Annotated in this window: 14 protein-coding genes and 1 pseudogene; 9 read left to right on the forward strand and 6 right to left on the reverse strand. The window is 59.9% G+C overall.

What is annotated here, in order from left to right:
• Position 1: 1 nt before the first annotated feature.
• Positions 2-1084: an FG-GAP repeat domain-containing protein gene (locus PM3016_RS09370; RefSeq protein WP_187298002.1), complete on the reverse strand. Its 1083-nt coding sequence runs from the start codon at positions 1082-1084 to the stop codon at positions 2-4.
• Between the two features lie 219 nt (positions 1085-1303).
• On the opposite strand from PM3016_RS09370, the gene PM3016_RS38525 reads away from it, so the two are divergent.
• Positions 1304-1471, forward strand: a complete 168-nt coding sequence (locus PM3016_RS38525; RefSeq protein WP_187298003.1) for a hypothetical protein — start codon at positions 1304-1306, stop codon at positions 1469-1471.
• Positions 1472-1801: 330 nt separating this feature from the next.
• Here PM3016_RS38525 and PM3016_RS09375 read toward each other — a convergent pair whose 3' ends face one another.
• Positions 1802-2335, reverse strand: a complete 534-nt coding sequence (locus PM3016_RS09375; RefSeq protein WP_014369265.1) for a hypothetical protein — start codon at positions 2333-2335, stop codon at positions 1802-1804.
• A 115-nt stretch (positions 2336-2450) separates the two neighbouring features.
• The gene (locus PM3016_RS09380; protein ID WP_014369266.1) at positions 2451-3299 is read right to left on the reverse strand and encodes an AraC family transcriptional regulator; all 849 of its coding nucleotides are present in this window, start codon (positions 3297-3299) and stop codon (positions 2451-2453) included.
• Positions 3300-3360: 61 nt separating this feature from the next.
• Between PM3016_RS09380 and PM3016_RS09385 the strand changes: the two genes are divergently transcribed.
• The 5 genes and pseudogenes from PM3016_RS09385 (at position 3361) to PM3016_RS09405 (ending at position 9307) form a co-directional block, all read left to right on the forward strand.
• Positions 3361-3789, forward strand: a complete 429-nt coding sequence (locus PM3016_RS09385; RefSeq protein ID WP_014369267.1) for a disulfide oxidoreductase — start codon at positions 3361-3363, stop codon at positions 3787-3789.
• 118 nt (positions 3790-3907) lie between these two features.
• Positions 3908-5209, forward strand: a complete 1302-nt coding sequence (melA, locus tag PM3016_RS09390) for an alpha-glucosidase/alpha-galactosidase (protein WP_014369268.1) — start codon at positions 3908-3910, stop codon at positions 5207-5209.
• A 627-nt stretch (positions 5210-5836) separates the two neighbouring features.
• Complete coding sequence (locus tag PM3016_RS09395) at positions 5837-7018, forward strand: delta-lactam-biosynthetic de-N-acetylase (protein WP_014369269.1); 1182 nt, start codon at positions 5837-5839, stop codon at positions 7016-7018.
• Positions 7019-7206: 188 nt separating this feature from the next.
• Complete coding sequence (gene racE / locus PM3016_RS09400; protein ID WP_013915280.1) at positions 7207-8016, forward strand: glutamate racemase; 810 nt, start codon at positions 7207-7209, stop codon at positions 8014-8016.
• Positions 8017-8103: 87 nt separating this feature from the next.
• Positions 8104-9307 (forward strand): annotated as a pseudogene (locus PM3016_RS09405) (M14 family zinc carboxypeptidase).
• A gap of 76 nt (positions 9308-9383) precedes the next feature.
• Here PM3016_RS09405 and PM3016_RS09410 read toward each other — a convergent pair.
• Positions 9384-10394, reverse strand: a complete 1011-nt coding sequence (locus PM3016_RS09410; protein ID WP_014369271.1) for a glycoside hydrolase family 130 protein — start codon at positions 10392-10394, stop codon at positions 9384-9386.
• A 143-nt stretch (positions 10395-10537) separates the two neighbouring features.
• Here PM3016_RS09410 and PM3016_RS09415 point away from each other — a divergent pair, with 143 nt between their 5' ends.
• Both PM3016_RS09415 and PM3016_RS09420 read left to right on the forward strand, forming a co-directional pair.
• On the forward strand, positions 10538-11452 hold the full coding sequence (locus PM3016_RS09415) for a helix-turn-helix domain-containing protein (RefSeq protein WP_014369272.1): 915 nt from the start codon (positions 10538-10540) through the stop codon (positions 11450-11452).
• A gap of 213 nt (positions 11453-11665) precedes the next feature.
• Complete coding sequence (locus tag PM3016_RS09420; protein ID WP_014369273.1) at positions 11666-11893, forward strand: hypothetical protein; 228 nt, start codon at positions 11666-11668, stop codon at positions 11891-11893.
• A 119-nt stretch (positions 11894-12012) separates the two neighbouring features.
• Here PM3016_RS09420 and ytvI read toward each other — a convergent pair whose 3' ends face one another.
• Together ytvI and PM3016_RS09430 are read right to left on the reverse strand one after the other, a co-directional pair.
• The gene (gene ytvI, locus PM3016_RS09425; protein WP_014369274.1) at positions 12013-13122 is read right to left on the reverse strand and encodes a sporulation integral membrane protein YtvI; all 1110 of its coding nucleotides are present in this window, start codon (positions 13120-13122) and stop codon (positions 12013-12015) included.
• Positions 13123-13154: 32 nt separating this feature from the next.
• On the reverse strand, positions 13155-13520 hold the full coding sequence (locus tag PM3016_RS09430; RefSeq protein WP_013915287.1) for a winged helix-turn-helix transcriptional regulator: 366 nt from the start codon (positions 13518-13520) through the stop codon (positions 13155-13157).
• A gap of 267 nt (positions 13521-13787) precedes the next feature.
• Here PM3016_RS09430 and PM3016_RS09435 point away from each other — a divergent pair, with 267 nt between their 5' ends.
• Positions 13788-14090 (forward strand): HesB/IscA family protein, encoded by a 303-nt coding sequence (locus PM3016_RS09435; RefSeq protein ID WP_013915288.1) that lies wholly within the window; start codon positions 13788-13790, stop codon positions 14088-14090.
• The last annotated feature ends 33 nt before the right edge of the window (positions 14091-14123 follow it).

Genomic DNA, 14123 nt, shown 5'->3' on the forward strand with positions numbered 1-14123 from the left:
TTTACCGATAACCGCTCATGGTCTTGGGAGAGAAGGAAGGCGTCAGGGTTCCCTGCGGCACGCTGAGGCTGCTCAGTTTTGCATCCGAGCGGCTCAGCAGAATAGAGAGGGAATCCGAACGGACATTTCCTGCGGCTAGATCCGTTTTCCCGTCCTCGTTGAAGTCGCCGGCAATCAGGGTCTCGGGGACGGAGCCTGCGGCGTAGTCGACCTTTGGGTGAAAGCGGCCTGTTCCATCCCCTATGAGTACGGATATCGTGTTCGATGTGGAGTTTGCTGCTGCGAGGTCTGTCAGGCCGTCTCCATTAAAGTCCCCGGCCGTCACGGAATACGCACCCGCGCCTGCAGCATAATGGGTTCTGAATCCAAATCCTCCGGATCCATTTGCGAGCAGTACGGAGACCGTGCCGTTAAGGCTGGCGGCCGCGAGGTCAGCCAAACCATCTCTATTGAAGTCGGCTGTTGTCATGATCATGGGGTGAATGTCTGCGAAATAAAAGTCGCTAAGAACGAATGCCCCGGTCCCCGTTCCCGTCAATATAGTAACATCATTCGAGTAAGAGTTCGTGACCGCGAGATCCAGATTCGCATCACCCGTGAAATTCCCGGCCACTACGGATCTGCCTACTGCACCCGCGTGGTAATCCGTTCTGCCGCCAAATTGCCCGTTTCCCTGCCCCAGCATAACGGAGATGTGACCGGATTCGGATGCCACCGCCAGATCCTGGTGTCCATCCCCATTGAAGTCTCCAATGGCTGTGTATCTCGGCGAACCTGCCGTAGAATAGTCGTCAGGCAGAGCCAATCCCCCTTCCCCGTCTCCTAACAGGACAGAGACCGTATTCTGGACATTGGTGGTGACCACATCGAGCTTGCCGTCTTCATTCAAGTCTCCGACCGATATGGCTCTGGGGCTCTGCACCGGGGTGTCATGGTCCAGCGTTGTAAATCGGCCCGTTCCATCGCCGAGGAGGACGGAGACCGAATGGTCGCCGAGGTTGGCGACCGTAATATCCTCATGCCCATCTCCGTTAAAGTCTCCCGAGGCGGCGGACGCAGGATAGTAGCCTGTTGAATACGTCACTCCGCTGTGGAATCCGCCATCTGCATAGGTATGTAAGGGGAAAAGCGGCAGCAGAAGCAGTAATCCCGCGCCTGCTCTCCAGGCTGTACTCCGGGTCGGAGTCCTTTTGCTCTTCATTGGTCCACCATCTCTCATGAATGATAGGACAGGTTCCACTGCGTATGTACTGCATATAGATGATAAACTTGCCCTGTCGACTTAGGTACAAGATATCCATATTTGACCAAAGTGAAAAGAGACCTCAGGCATATTGACAAAAATTGCATAAGAGTTGACGGAGCGGATGAAGAGGTCGTCGTGCGCAGAAGAATCGTTTTGTTGTCAGCTGCCGGTATTTGGGAAGGCATGGTGATGTATTTTATGGCGCAGGAAGGGATGAAACGGTGATCATGAACTTGGATGCCGGAAAGCGCCGCATGAGATTCATGGCCAGGTTCATTCACTTACTCCCCGGATATGGCGGCGGTTTCGGCAGGGGGCGGAGCTGGAGAGAGGCCCCGTCATGGAGCGGAGCGGTTTGGCCGCGGAATAAGGTGTGCTTCGTGTTCGTGCCAGCCCGGGCCTGCTCTGAGGTTGCAGTATTCTGTGGGTCGGGCTGCAGACCAGGCAGGCAAGCCTTGCATGGGGACGACCCGCAGGCCGGCTATGCCTGCCTTACCGGCGGATGGTCCGCCTGGTCAAGGGCTTGCCCGCCGCCGCGCACATCTGCATCGCTGCTCACGGCCTCGAGCGTTTCTTCCTGCTGCGCAGGCTGTACACACGAAGCACGAACAGCAGCGCAATGACCAGCGACGCTCCGAGCAGGGTCCGCGCCAGGGGCGACATCGGCGTCTCGGCCGCCGGAGTGAAGGCATACAGCGGCTCGGGCAGGAACACGCGGTCTTCGGTTGCCGCGGACCAGAGACCCGTCCGGCCGCAGAGGTGGGCGGCAGGCACGCCGTCCTCCGCCGCCGCATAGACCAGATATTCGTCGCCGAGTGTGATGGGGATCCAGGAACTCACCCTCACCTCGAACTGTTCCTCGTCCGGCCCTTTCCAGGTGTCGACGGTGCGGAAGGTGAAGGTGTCTTCTCCCGACTTCTCTTCGGCAATGCCGCGGAAAACGAGGGTGCTTCGGTCATACTCTTCGGGGGCGGAAGGCTGCACGGCACAGCTCAGCGCATAAGTGACGCCGGTCATCGGCGCAAGCGTGCCGAATAATACCCCGCAGAGGAGAAGCAGCAGAGGCAGAATGTGCGGTCGTATTGTCATGTGCGGTAATGCCTCCTTTCGAATGCAGCGAATGGCAACGGTAAGTCTTAGCCAGAAGAAGGCCCTTTGAAACGCAAATCTTCCTAATCCGCATCATCTTCCTAGGAACAGCACGTCACACCGGCGCTGCTCCCTGACTGTTCCGGTAATCCGATGGGGAGACGCCGTACCACTTCTTAAACTGCTTGGAGAAATACAGCGCATCGGCGAAGCCGACGGAGGAGGCAACCTGCTCGATCGTCAGCCGCTCGTGCAGCAGGCGCTTCGCCCGCTCCATGCGGACCTGGAGCAGGTACTGCATAGGGGACATGCCGGTGTGCTGCTTGAACATTTTGGACAGGTGGGTCCGGTGGTAGCCCAGGGTCTTCGCCATGTGCTCGATGGAGATCGGCTGGTAATACTGCAGCGTCAGCCAGCGGATCGCCTGCTCCACCTGCTGCTGGATCATGGAGCCTTCGGTGACCGGGGGCGCCGCGGCGGCCGCTTCCTGGGCGTATTCGGCGAGCGCCAGCCGCAGATAGCCGCCCGCCTGCAGGTCGCTGCCGGGCCGGCCGGAGGCCAGCGTCCGCTCCATCTTGTGAAAGAGCGCGCCAAGCCGGCGGAAGTCCCGCGAGCGGGTCACGGGCTGGTGCTGTGAGATGCCGAGCGCACTCAGTGACTCGTCCGCCCGGGAGCCCTTGAAGGCGATCCAGCGGTAGTTCCAGGGCTCGACCTCGTCCGACGCGTAGGCGACAAGCTCACCCGGGAAGATGAAGAAGCTGTCCCCGGGACCGAGGCGGTAATCCCGTCCCATGCAGCGGAAGGTTCCCTTGCCTGAGGTGACGAGATGAACGAGATGGTAATCGAGCACCTGAGGCCCTGCTTTGTGCAGGGGAAGCGTTTCGGCATGGCCGCAGAACAGCACGGTCATTTCGCCTTTGCCCGGGGCCGGGTTGATCGCTACCGAATGCAGCCTCTCGGCCATGATGACACACCTCCGGCGGTTCTGTTATGATGGGAGTAAGGAAGGGAGAGACAAAAGTCTGATGAGATGGAAGCCGTTTATACGCGAAAATGCCATGCACTTATCCTGGGTCGTCGCTACGACAGCGACGCTGGGCAGCTTGTATTTTTCGGAAATTATGCACTATGAGCCCTGCCGGCTCTGTTGGTTTCAGCGGATTCTGATGTATCCTCTCGTGATTATACTGGCCATAGCGGCCATTCGCAAGGAACGACATTTGTACCATTACGTGCTGCCGATGTCGATCTGGGGCGGGGGCATCTCGCTGTACCACTACCTCATGCAGAAGACGGAGCTGTTCAAATCGGGGGCGACGGCCTGCGGCCTCGTACCATGCGACGTTGATTATATCGACTGGCTCGGTTTCATCACGATTCCATTCCTGGCGCTGATCGCTTTCACGCTGATTACGATCATCCAGCTGCTGCTGTGGGCTGCGGACCGGGACTAATCCCAAACGACATTCGTCCATATACATATCGCATGTGTCCATACCGTTTTCCCGGGCGGGGGAGTATAGTCTTCTTAGGCAGAACCCACCATATCCAACGCTTGGGAGGCGGTTTACAATGGCAGACAAAATTACGTTTCTTGGTGCGGGAAGCACCGTGTTCGCAAAGAATGTGCTCGGCGACGTCATGCTGACGTCGGCGCTGCAGGAGTTCGAGCTCGCGCTGTTCGATATTGACTTGGAGCGGCTGAAGGATTCGGAGAATATGCTGAATAACCTGAAGGCGACCGCCGGCAGCGGCTGTGTTGTGAAAGCGTATACGGACCGGAAGGAGGCGCTGCGCGGGGCCAAGTTTGTCGTCAACGCGATCCAGGTCGGGGGCTACGATCCCTGCACGATCACCGACTTCGAGATTCCGAAGAAGTACGGGCTCCGGCAGACGATTGCCGACACGCTCGGTATCGGGGGCATTTTCCGCAACCTGCGTACGATTCCCGTGATGATGGAGTTTGCCAGGGATATGCAAGAGGTGTGCCCCGACGCCTGGTTCCTCAATTACACGAATCCGATGGCTGTCCTCACGAACGCGATGATCACGCACGGGGGCATCAAGACGGTCGGCCTCTGCCACAGCGTGCAGGTGTGCATGCCTCATCTGTTCGATGCTCTGGGCATGGAGAAGGACGGCGTCCAGACGAAGATCGCGGGCATCAACCACATGGCGTGGCTGCTCGAGGTGACCAAGGACGGCGTCGACCTCTATCCGGAGATCAAGCGCCGGGCGCTCGAGAAGCAGAAGGAGAAGCACCACGATATGGTGCGCTTCGAGCTCATGCATCGCTTCGGCTACTACGTCACCGAGTCCTCCGAGCATAATGCGGAATACCACCCGTATTTCATCAAAAAGAATTATCCGGAGCTCATCGACCGCTTCAACATTCCGCTCGATGAATATCCGCGCCGCTGTGTGGAACAGATCGAGCGGTGGAAGTCGATGCGCGAGGAGCTCGTGGGCAGCAAAAATCTCGAACACCAGCGTTCTCATGAATACGCTTCCTATATCTTCGAGGCGATGGTCACGAACCAGCCGTTCAAGATCGGCGGCAACGTCATGAACACCGGCCTGATCACCAACCTGCCGAAAGAGGCCTGCGTCGAGGTGCCGTGCCTTGTGGATGCAAGCGGCGTAACGCCGACCTACGTCGGGGATCTGCCGCCGCAGCTGGCCGCGCTCAACCGCACGAACATCAACACGCAGCTCCTGACGCTGGAGGCCGCGTTCACCGGTAAGAAGGAACACATCTATCATGCGGCGCTGCTCGATCCGCACACGGCCGCCGAGCTGTCGATCGACGATATCGTGGCGCTGTGCGACGATCTGATCGAAGCCCACGGGGGCTGGCTGCCGAAATTCCAGTAATAGCTGACGGGAGTCCGGGCGGGCGTGGCGGGGGAGTGATCCGGCCGACGGTCCTGAACCGACCCATTGTGCCCATACAGCCGTCTTTCTCCGTTCCAGCCGTTCTCTCTGCATCCTTGTGGGATGAGGGAGGACGGCTTTTTTGTGCGCAGGGCTGAGGAGAGCGGAGTGGGGTATGCGATGAATATCATCAGATAAGCGAGTCTTAGTGCGTTGTACGCTAGTTATGTGATACGTTTCATCGCAAAAGTGCCGGAAACGGGCCGAACTGGCACGGCAGCCGTTTGATGCGATGTGAAATATCGTAAAAACGCCGTCCGCCCGCGTCATGTCCCTATATGCGATGTGTTTTATCGCATAAAAGGGCATGGATATAGTCAGAATCCCCCGGCCCTTGTTTTCAGCTTTTGGGAAAGCTGCGATCGCAAACACCGCGGGGGGACCTCCGTTATGCTGCGTCCTGTATTCTTGCTCCCCCATGCTGTACGTAAGCAGCTAAGCAGCTTCCCCGCACGCGCGCCTCGATTGCCAGATGCAGGAAGGCTTTGGTACAATGGACGCGAACGTCAATTCGCTCTTCCGGTGACGAACGGCGAATGTCAGCATCATGGATAAAGGAGAGCTGAGATGAATCCTACCGCCAGAATGATCATGCTGACCGCTGCGCTCGGGGCCCTGCTCACGGGATGCAGCGTCAAAGTAGAGGATGCGGTACAGCCGGAGGCCGCCAAGACACCAACCGCTGCGGGGGAGACCGCTGAAGGGGGCCGGGCGAAGGAGACGAAGCCGGCGCCCAAGGAAACGGCCGGGAAGGAAACGGCTGCGAAGGAAGCGGCGAAGCCCGCCGGGGAGGCCAAGCCTGCCGCCGACGCCAAGAAGAGCGGATCGGGGGAGGCCCAGCCGAAGGACGCCGCTGCAGGCGCCGATGGTGCCGCTGCGTCCGCGTCCAAGCCGGCGGCCGGCGGCAGCGCGAAGCCTGACGGCGCAGACGCATCCGCCGGCGCAGCCAAGCCCGCGGACAGCGCGAAGAACGCAGCGCCTGCCCCGCGCAACCCGGCGGCAGCGGCGGTCGGAAGCGCGGCTTCGAAGCCGGCGCCCGCCCAGGGAACCGGAGACCGCAAGGCGCTCTCATGGTATTACATGAAGAAGCCGAAGGGCCAGGTGCCAAGCTTCCCGGGAGAGACCAAATCTTATCCCCAAGGCACCAAGGCGCTGTGGGTCGGCACCGGCAAGAAGGTGTACCTGACGATCGATACCGGCGGCCCGCTCGGCGACACGAAGCTGCTGATGAAGTCGCTGCGGGATAACAAGGCCAAGGCGAATTTTTTTATCGCAGGCTATAATGTGAAGAAGGATCCCGACTTTGTGCGCCAGCTCGTGAAGGACGGACACCTGGTGGCCAACCACACGATGACGCACAGCGATATGAACGAGCAGACCGACGAGCAGATTGTCAAGGAGATCAAGGATTACGAGAAGCTGTACAAGGAAGTGACGGGAGAGAACATTCAGCCCTACTTCCGCTTCCCCTACGGCCGCTATAATATGCACATCCTGAAGACCGTCTCGGACATGGGCTATACCTCGGTCTTCTGGTCCACTGCGATGCGGGACTGGGAGCCGCGCAAGAACGGGGCGGAGGATCCTTACAACGACATTATGAATAATCTGCATGACGGCAACATCATCCTGATGCACCAGGGCTCGCCGGAGAATATCCAGGCGCTCGACCGCATTATCAAAGAGGTGCGCAAGGCCGGCTACGAGTTCGCATTGCTGACCGACATTAAGCCGCCTGCCACGCCATAATCCGAGTCATTGTCTTCTCATCCCGCTGTCAGCCGCAGCGGGTTTTCATTTGTCCCGGGCTTTGGTACTATGAATAAGCCTGAGGCGGACAACCGCTCAGGTTTGGTACCTTTCTTCCTCTCCCCTCATAAACTAAGGAGAATTCACCGAAGGTTATCACATCCCAAGATAAAGGAAGCGAAACCCACGTGCAGCAAGCGATTGCCATATTGGATTCAGGGGTCGGCGGTTTGACCGTTGCGAAGGAAGTCATGCGGCAGCTCCCCCAGGAAAAAATCATCTATTTCGGCGATACGGCGCGAACGCCATATGGTCCGAGAGGTGCCGAGGAAGTGGCCCGCTTCACGCATCAAATTGTCGACTATCTGCTGCAGTTCGGGCCCAAAATGATCGTCATCGCCTGCAACACGGCAACGGCGGTGGCGCTGGAGGAGATCCGCGCACGGGTTCCCATTCCGGTCATCGGGGTGATTCATCCGGGCGCCAGAGCGGCCATCAAGACCACACGCAACCAGATGGTTGGGGTGATCGGAACCGAAGGGACGATCCGCAGCCATGCTTACGAACAGGCGCTGCGTCAGATCGCACCGCAGATCGAAGTCGTGAGCCGGGCTTGTCCGTCGCTCGTGCCTCTCGTCGAGAAGGGCGAATTCCGCACGGAGCATACGCGCCATGTCGTCGAAGAATCACTGAGAGAGCTGCGTCTCATCCCCATGGACTGCCTGATCCTCGGCTGTACCCACTACCCCTTCCTGACCGAAGTCATCGGGGAAGTGATGGGGCCGGAGGTGACCCTGATCTCTTCGGCGGAAGAGACGGCCAGAGAAATCAGCACGATCCTTTATCATAAAGGCCTGCTGGCAAGTACGGGAACGATGCCCGTCCACCAGTTCTTCTGCAGCGGGGATCCCCGCATGTTCAAGTCCATCGCGCAGACCTGGCTGAACGAGCAGATCAAGGTGACGCCCGTCGTTTGGCGCGTGCCGAATATTATTTGACCGGGGCGCATACACATGAGGAAGCCATGACATCTGGCAGGCTTGTCAAACGACCGCCGTCATCCGGCGGTGATGGAGGGCTGCGGCATGACATTTCCTTATGTGGTGCGGCGCGGAGATACGCTTGGCCGGATCTCCGCGAGGTACGGGACAGACCCGGCCTCGCTCTGCGGGGCGAACCCGCAGCTTGGCGAAGGCGGGGTGCTGTCCCCGGGCCAAGTGATTCAGATCCCCGTCCGTCCGGTGAAGGGGGTACGCGGTGCAGGCGGGAGATACGTATGCCGGCGTGGCGGCCCGCTTCCGGCTGACGGTGGAGGAGCTGACCGCCTCCAACCCGGAGGCGGACCCCCGGCGGCTGCGGATCGGACAAACACTGATCATTCCCCAAGCGGGTCCGGTATCCGCAGTGGACTGCGGAAGACCCTACGGCTATACGGAGATGATGGAGGATCTGTCGCTCCTCGGCCGGATGCATCCTTTCCTTGAGATCACTTCCCTAGGCCGCAGCGTCATGGGCCGGGAGATCCCGCTCGTGAGAATCGGCAGCGGGCCGAAGGAAGTGCATTATAACGCCTCCTTTCATGCCAACGAATGGATCACCTCCCTGCTGCTGATGCGGTTCTTGGAGGCGTATGCCGGCGCTTATGCGGACGGCCTGACGCTGCAGGGGCAGGAGGTTCGGACAATGCTCCAAAGCACGACCCTGTGGCTGGTCCCCATGGTCAATCCGGACGGCGTGGAGCTCGTGCTCCGCGGGGCGGCGCCGGATCATCCTTACTACAGCGAGCTGCTGGAGTACAACGGCGGCTCCTGCGACTTCTCGGGCTGGAAGGCGAATATCCGGGGAGTCGATCTCAACGACCAGTTCCCCGCCCACTGGGAGGCGGAACGCGATCGGCGCGACGTGCCCGGACCGGGTCCGCGGGATTACACGGGAGCCGCGCCGCTGACGGAGCCCGAGGCGGCCGCCATGGCCGCGTTCACCCGCAGCCGGCCGCTGGCTCTCGTGATGGCCTTCCACACGCAGGGCCGGGAGCTCTACTGGAATTACCGGGACCTGGAGCCGCCGGAGGCCGAAGCGCTCGCGGAGCGGCTCGCGCTGTGCAGCGGGTACCGCGCCGTGAAGCTGACCGGCAGCGACGCCGGCTACAAGGACTGGTTCATCCAGGAGTTCCGCAGGCCGGGCTTCACGATCGAAGCGGGCTTCGGCGTCAACCCGCTGCCGCTGTCCCAGTTCCCGCGCATCTATGACGAGCTGCTGCCGCTGATGCTCGAGGGACTGAGGCTGTAAGCGGAAGCCGGACACAAGAAGAGCCGCCTTTCCCCCACACCGAGGGGAAGGGCGGCTCTTTGTTATTCATTCGAAGCTATCCCTTCGGTCCACCCTCGAGGCACAGCTTCACCAGGTCGTCGACGTGGGCGGCAGCCACGCATTCCACCGTATCGGCGGCGCCGTAATAGATCTTCACCTCGCCGTCGTCCTCAAGCACCATGCCGCCGGGGAAGATCACCTGGGTGCGGAAGCCCTCCTCCGCTTCGTACGGGGCTTCCGGCGCGAGCAGCGGCTGCCGGTAGAGGCCGATAACGCGGCTCGGGTCCTCCAGGTCGAGCAGGGCAAGCCCCGCGCAGTAGCGCTTCTTCCACGCAGGCTCCCAGCCGTTCTTGCCCCGCGCGGGGTCGATGTCCACGCTGTGGATGGCGGCAAGCCAGCCCTTCGAAGTCTTGACCGGCGGCGCACCGGGGCCGATCTTGTCATTGGCGTACGGCAGGTCCTCGACGCCCAGCAGCAGCTTCGCGTTCCCCCAATACTTCAGATCCGGGGAGTCCGAGACCCAGATGTCGAACCGGTCGCGCCCCCGGCTGTACACGGGCATGGGACGCTCGAGGCGGACATAATGGCTGCCGATCCGTTCCGGGAAGAGCACCATGTTCCTGTTGTCCGGCACGGACATGCTGAGCACCTCAAAACGCTCGAAGTCGTCCGTGACGGCAATGCCGCCGCGGATGCCGTGCTTCGTATCCACCGCGAAGCACATGAAGCAGCGGCCGTCGATAACGGTCAGCCGGGGATCGTACGTGCGGATGATCTCTTCGTCCGTGAGGCCGAAGCACGGGCCGGGCTGTACGTCCCAGTGGATGCCGTCGGAGCTGTAGGCGAGTCCGAGGTTCGTCGTGTGGCTCGGCAGCAGGGTCTTCGATTCGGCATCGCCGTAATCGCAGCGGAATACCATAACGTAGCGGCCTTGGTACTTGGTTACGCCGGCATTGAAGACGAGGGCCGGCGCGTAGGGCACGTCGGAAGGCTTCAGAACCGGATTGGCCGGGTGGCGCCGCATGATCTTCGCGGAAGACAGCGGGCCGATCAGGGGCAGAGTCATCGGGTCGGTCTCCTTTTTATGGGAATAAAGGATTGAGGATCGGATACGCTTTCATGATAAAATAAATACAGGCACGGACCATCCCAGTATTTCTCAAAAGAGTCTCATTCTATCGCGGCATGCGGCCAAGGAGGCGGGGCAAGGTGACGGTGTTTCCCGAGAGCAAGCACCTGGCGGATTATCCGTTCATAGAGGCGGGGTTTCCTTTTCATATCTCCCTTAACGAGATCCGGGGGCGCTTTCCGGCCCACCGGCACGACTTTCTGGAGTTCTCCCTGGTGCTGGGAGGCGAAGGCACCGAGACGGTCAACGGAAGAACACATAGGATGGAGCCGGGCGTCTTCACCTTCCTCCTGCCTTACCAGGTGCATGAGATCTCGGCCCGGTCCGAGGGGGGACTGAAGCTCTTCAACTGCATGTTCGACCTGAGCCTCCTGCTGCCCGCCTTCCGTGAAGAGGAGTCGTTGTCGGCCCTGCTGTTCAGCGAGGCGGAGCAGGCGCCTTATGTCAGGCTGGAAGGAGAGGACCGGAGCCGGATGGAAGCGCTCGTGCGGGAGATGTTCGAGGAATACCGCGGCTGCGGCGAGGGCAGGGCGTTCCTCCTCAAGCTGAAGCTTGCCGAGGTGCTGCTGCGTCTGCAGCGGGCCAGGGCCGGCGGCGGGCGTGTGAAACAGGCTCTGCCGGGTCCGGAATCTTCCGAGGAAGCGGCCGTCTGGCAGGTCATCCACTACATTCACTCGCACTACAGGGAGGAGCTGCAGCTGGGGAGTCTGGCGGATCGCTTCGGCTACCGGCCTTCGCGTCTCAGCGAGGCGATCAAGCGGCAGGCCGGTCTGCCGTTCGTCAAGCTCCTTCAGGAGGTGAGGCTGCGGCACGCCTGCTCGCTGCTGGCTTCCACCGATATGCGCACGCTGGACATCGCGCTGGAAGCCGGCTTCGGGTCGTTCCAGACCTTCAGCCGGCTGTTTCGCGAGCACAAGGGCATGACTCCTGGGGAGTACCGCCGGCTGGCAGAGCAATCCCGCCATCGTGCTCCTGCCGGCGGAGTGGGAAGCTAGCAGCCGGCTATGCCTCCGCATACGGGAAGCGGGACGTCGTCCTTCACCCACGGCATGGCCTGCAGCGTGAAACGAATGCGGGCCGCTCACGTACATTCTATCAGGAAGCCTGTCAGGAGAGGGACGCCGCTTTTTTTCGGAAACCGGCGGAACTCCGGTATACTGGGAGGTGAAACCGCAGCCCAGCCCGCTTCCCCAAGGAGGTTAGTGTATATGTGGAACCGATTGTTATCGATGCGCCGGTGGGGACATGTCTTCCGCCGGATCGTGCCGCTCCTGCGCTCCCCGCGAGTCCCGCTCCGGGAGAAGCTGCTCTTTGCCGTCCCGGTGCTCCTCTACTGGATAGCGCCGGATCTGCTGAACTTTTTGCCGGTGGACGATGTGGCCGTAACGCTGCTGCTCATGAACTGGTTTACGGAGAGGGCGGAACGGTACCTGTAACGGCTGCCGTGAGGGGCGAGACGCACTCGCACCCTGATACCAAGCAAAAGGAGGACTCCCAGACGGAGTCCTCCTATTTTTGCCGGACCTTTGGGGTCCCGGCCAAACCATTGCTGCGGTTACAGCGGATTCGGGCGCTCCGGCTCGTATTCCTCGGCCGGCATGCGGATCCACTTTTTGAGATAGCCCTGTTCGTAGAGTGCCTTGATCAGGATGATCAGCACCGGCGAGAGGATCAGTCCCGCCACACCGAACAGGGAGAGCGAGATGATCATGAACGACAGCATCGTGAACGCCGAGACGCCGAGCGAGTCGCCGGTGATCTTGGGCTCGAGAATCTGCCTTACCCCGATGACGACAGCCAGGAGCACGGCGAGCGAGATGGCCAGCGTCGTCTGCTTCACGATGAGCAGGTAGATGATCCACGGGATGAAGAGCGTCGCCACGCCGAGCAGCGGCAGCACGTCGAAGACCGCTGCAAGCAGGGCCACGGAGAAGGCGTTGTTCACTCCGAGAATCAGCAGGGTAACAAAAATGACGATGAACGTGATGGAGATCAGCTTGGCCTGTGCTTTCAGATACGTCACGATGCCGATCAGCACGTTCACCCGGAGGAAATGGAAGACCTTCAGGAACGTTTTCGGCGTTTTCTCCGCGGCCGCCCGCTTCCAGGATTGGATCTCTATACTTAGGAAATAGGCCAGAATGATCCCGATCACGAAATTGACGACGAACGTGGAGAAGGAGGTCAGCATGACGAAGGTGCTCGTCAGGAAGTTCCTTGCGTACTGGGTCACTTTCGCTGTAATCTCCGTTGAGAACTCCTTGGCCCGGTTGATCAGGTCCTGTGTCGGCAGCGGCCCGAGACTCTCCTGCAGCTGGTCGGTCCGCTCGATGATCTCCCGTTCCAGGACGGCGGCGTATTCCGGCAGCTTGTCCTTCAGGTTGATGATCTGGGAGGTGAAGATCATCCCGACCCCGGTGATGGCGCTCAGGATTACAAGCACGAAGACCAGCGTCGATAGTGCGGAGGCGATCGATTTCTTCATTCCCTTGCGGTGCAGGGCGCGGGCCAGCGGCTCGATGATGAGATAGATCACGAAGGCCATGAAGATCGGCGTGGCGATCCGGTACAGGTAGCTGAAGGCAGACATGAAGAGGTAGACCGTCAGGACGAGCAGCCCGATGTCGATCGCCGTTTTATAATATTTGCGGTAAAAAGAGATCATGCGTTATGTCACCTCGGATTAGCGGGTTCGGGTCAGCACCACTTGGCGGCCCACAGCTTCATTTCTTTGATCATCTGGTGCAGGTCCTCGCCCTTCGGGGTCAGCGAATACTCGACGGTCACCGGGACGGTCGGGTAGGCGGTCCTCTCCAGTACGCCGTATTCCTCGAGGTGGCGCAGCGTGTCCGTCAGGGACTTGGGGGACACGGATTGGATGCTGCGCTGGAGCTCGCCGAACCGCTTTTTGCCGCAGAATAATTCACGGATCACCAGGAAGGACCACTTGCCTCCGATGACGTCCAGGGCTTTTTCAATCGAGCATTCCACGTTCTCAGGGCTCTTCGGTATGTAATTGCTGGCTACCTTGGGGGAAGCCGTTTCTCTCTCATGTAAGGTCATGTTCTCCTCGTCAGCCTCGCTTTCGGTGGATTGGGGCGGCCGGTTACGTCGGGGTAAGCAGCTATCCTGTGGATATGAATGGCTGCGGACGACCGCTACTTTCCATAGTAGTGCAGAAGCCTTCAAATGGCAAATAAGGGGGAGCTGGGAAAAAGCGGCGCCGCGCGGGGCTGTTCTTTGGCGATTCCGGGGGAAGAATGGTTGCTTTCCCGGCACCGATTGCGTACAATGAATTGAAAACCGTACAAGTAGGAGATGGACCTCATAATGAACGTCAAAATTTCGCGCAACGCCGCTAAAGTGCTTCAGACCGAACTGCAGCAGGAAGAAAATAAAGAACTCAAGCTCCGCGTCTATATCACGCACTCCCACGGCGACCATGCCCACTACGGCATGGCGATGGACACGCCTACGGAAGACGATGTGGTTGTGTCGACAGATAAAGGCATCGATGTTATCCTGAAGAAGGACGAGCCTCTCCTCGACGGAATCCGGATCGACTATTTCTATGTTCCGGAAGAAGGCTTCGCCGTAACGAATCCGAGCAAAGGCAACCACGGCGACCACTAAGAAAGGGTTCGTGCTTGGAATAGAAAGGAATTG

Origin of the sequence: Paenibacillus mucilaginosus 3016 (assembly GCF_000250655.1) — a bacterium.
GTDB lineage: Bacteria > Bacillota > Bacilli > Paenibacillales > NBRC-103111 > Paenibacillus_G > Paenibacillus_G mucilaginosus.

What these genes read in the sequence shown, in the direction of transcription:
- PM3016_RS09380 (WP_014369266.1), bottom strand. Translation starts at nt 3,299, where the DNA reads ATGGCCGAGAGGCTGCATTCGGTAGCGATCAACCCGGCCCCGGGCAAA.
- PM3016_RS09420 (WP_014369273.1), top strand. Translation starts at nt 11,666, where the DNA reads ATGTGGAACCGATTGTTATCGATGCGCCGGTGGGGACATGTCTTCCGC.
- PM3016_RS09410 (WP_014369271.1), bottom strand. Translation starts at nt 10,394, where the DNA reads ATGACTCTGCCCCTGATCGGCCCGCTGTCTTCCGCGAAGATCATGCGG.
- ytvI (WP_014369274.1), bottom strand. Translation starts at nt 13,122, where the DNA reads ATGATCTCTTTTTACCGCAAATATTATAAAACGGCGATCGACATCGGG.
- PM3016_RS09430 (WP_013915287.1), bottom strand. Translation starts at nt 13,520, where the DNA reads ATGACCTTACATGAGAGAGAAACGGCTTCCCCCAAGGTAGCCAGCAAT.
- PM3016_RS09375 (WP_014369265.1), bottom strand. Translation starts at nt 2,335, where the DNA reads ATGACAATACGACCGCACATTCTGCCTCTGCTGCTTCTCCTCTGCGGG.
- melA (WP_014369268.1), top strand. Translation starts at nt 3,908, where the DNA reads ATGGCAGACAAAATTACGTTTCTTGGTGCGGGAAGCACCGTGTTCGCA.
- PM3016_RS09435 (WP_013915288.1), top strand. Translation starts at nt 13,788, where the DNA reads ATGAACGTCAAAATTTCGCGCAACGCCGCTAAAGTGCTTCAGACCGAA.
- PM3016_RS09395 (WP_014369269.1), top strand. Translation starts at nt 5,837, where the DNA reads ATGAATCCTACCGCCAGAATGATCATGCTGACCGCTGCGCTCGGGGCC.
- PM3016_RS09385 (WP_014369267.1), top strand. Translation starts at nt 3,361, where the DNA reads ATGAGATGGAAGCCGTTTATACGCGAAAATGCCATGCACTTATCCTGG.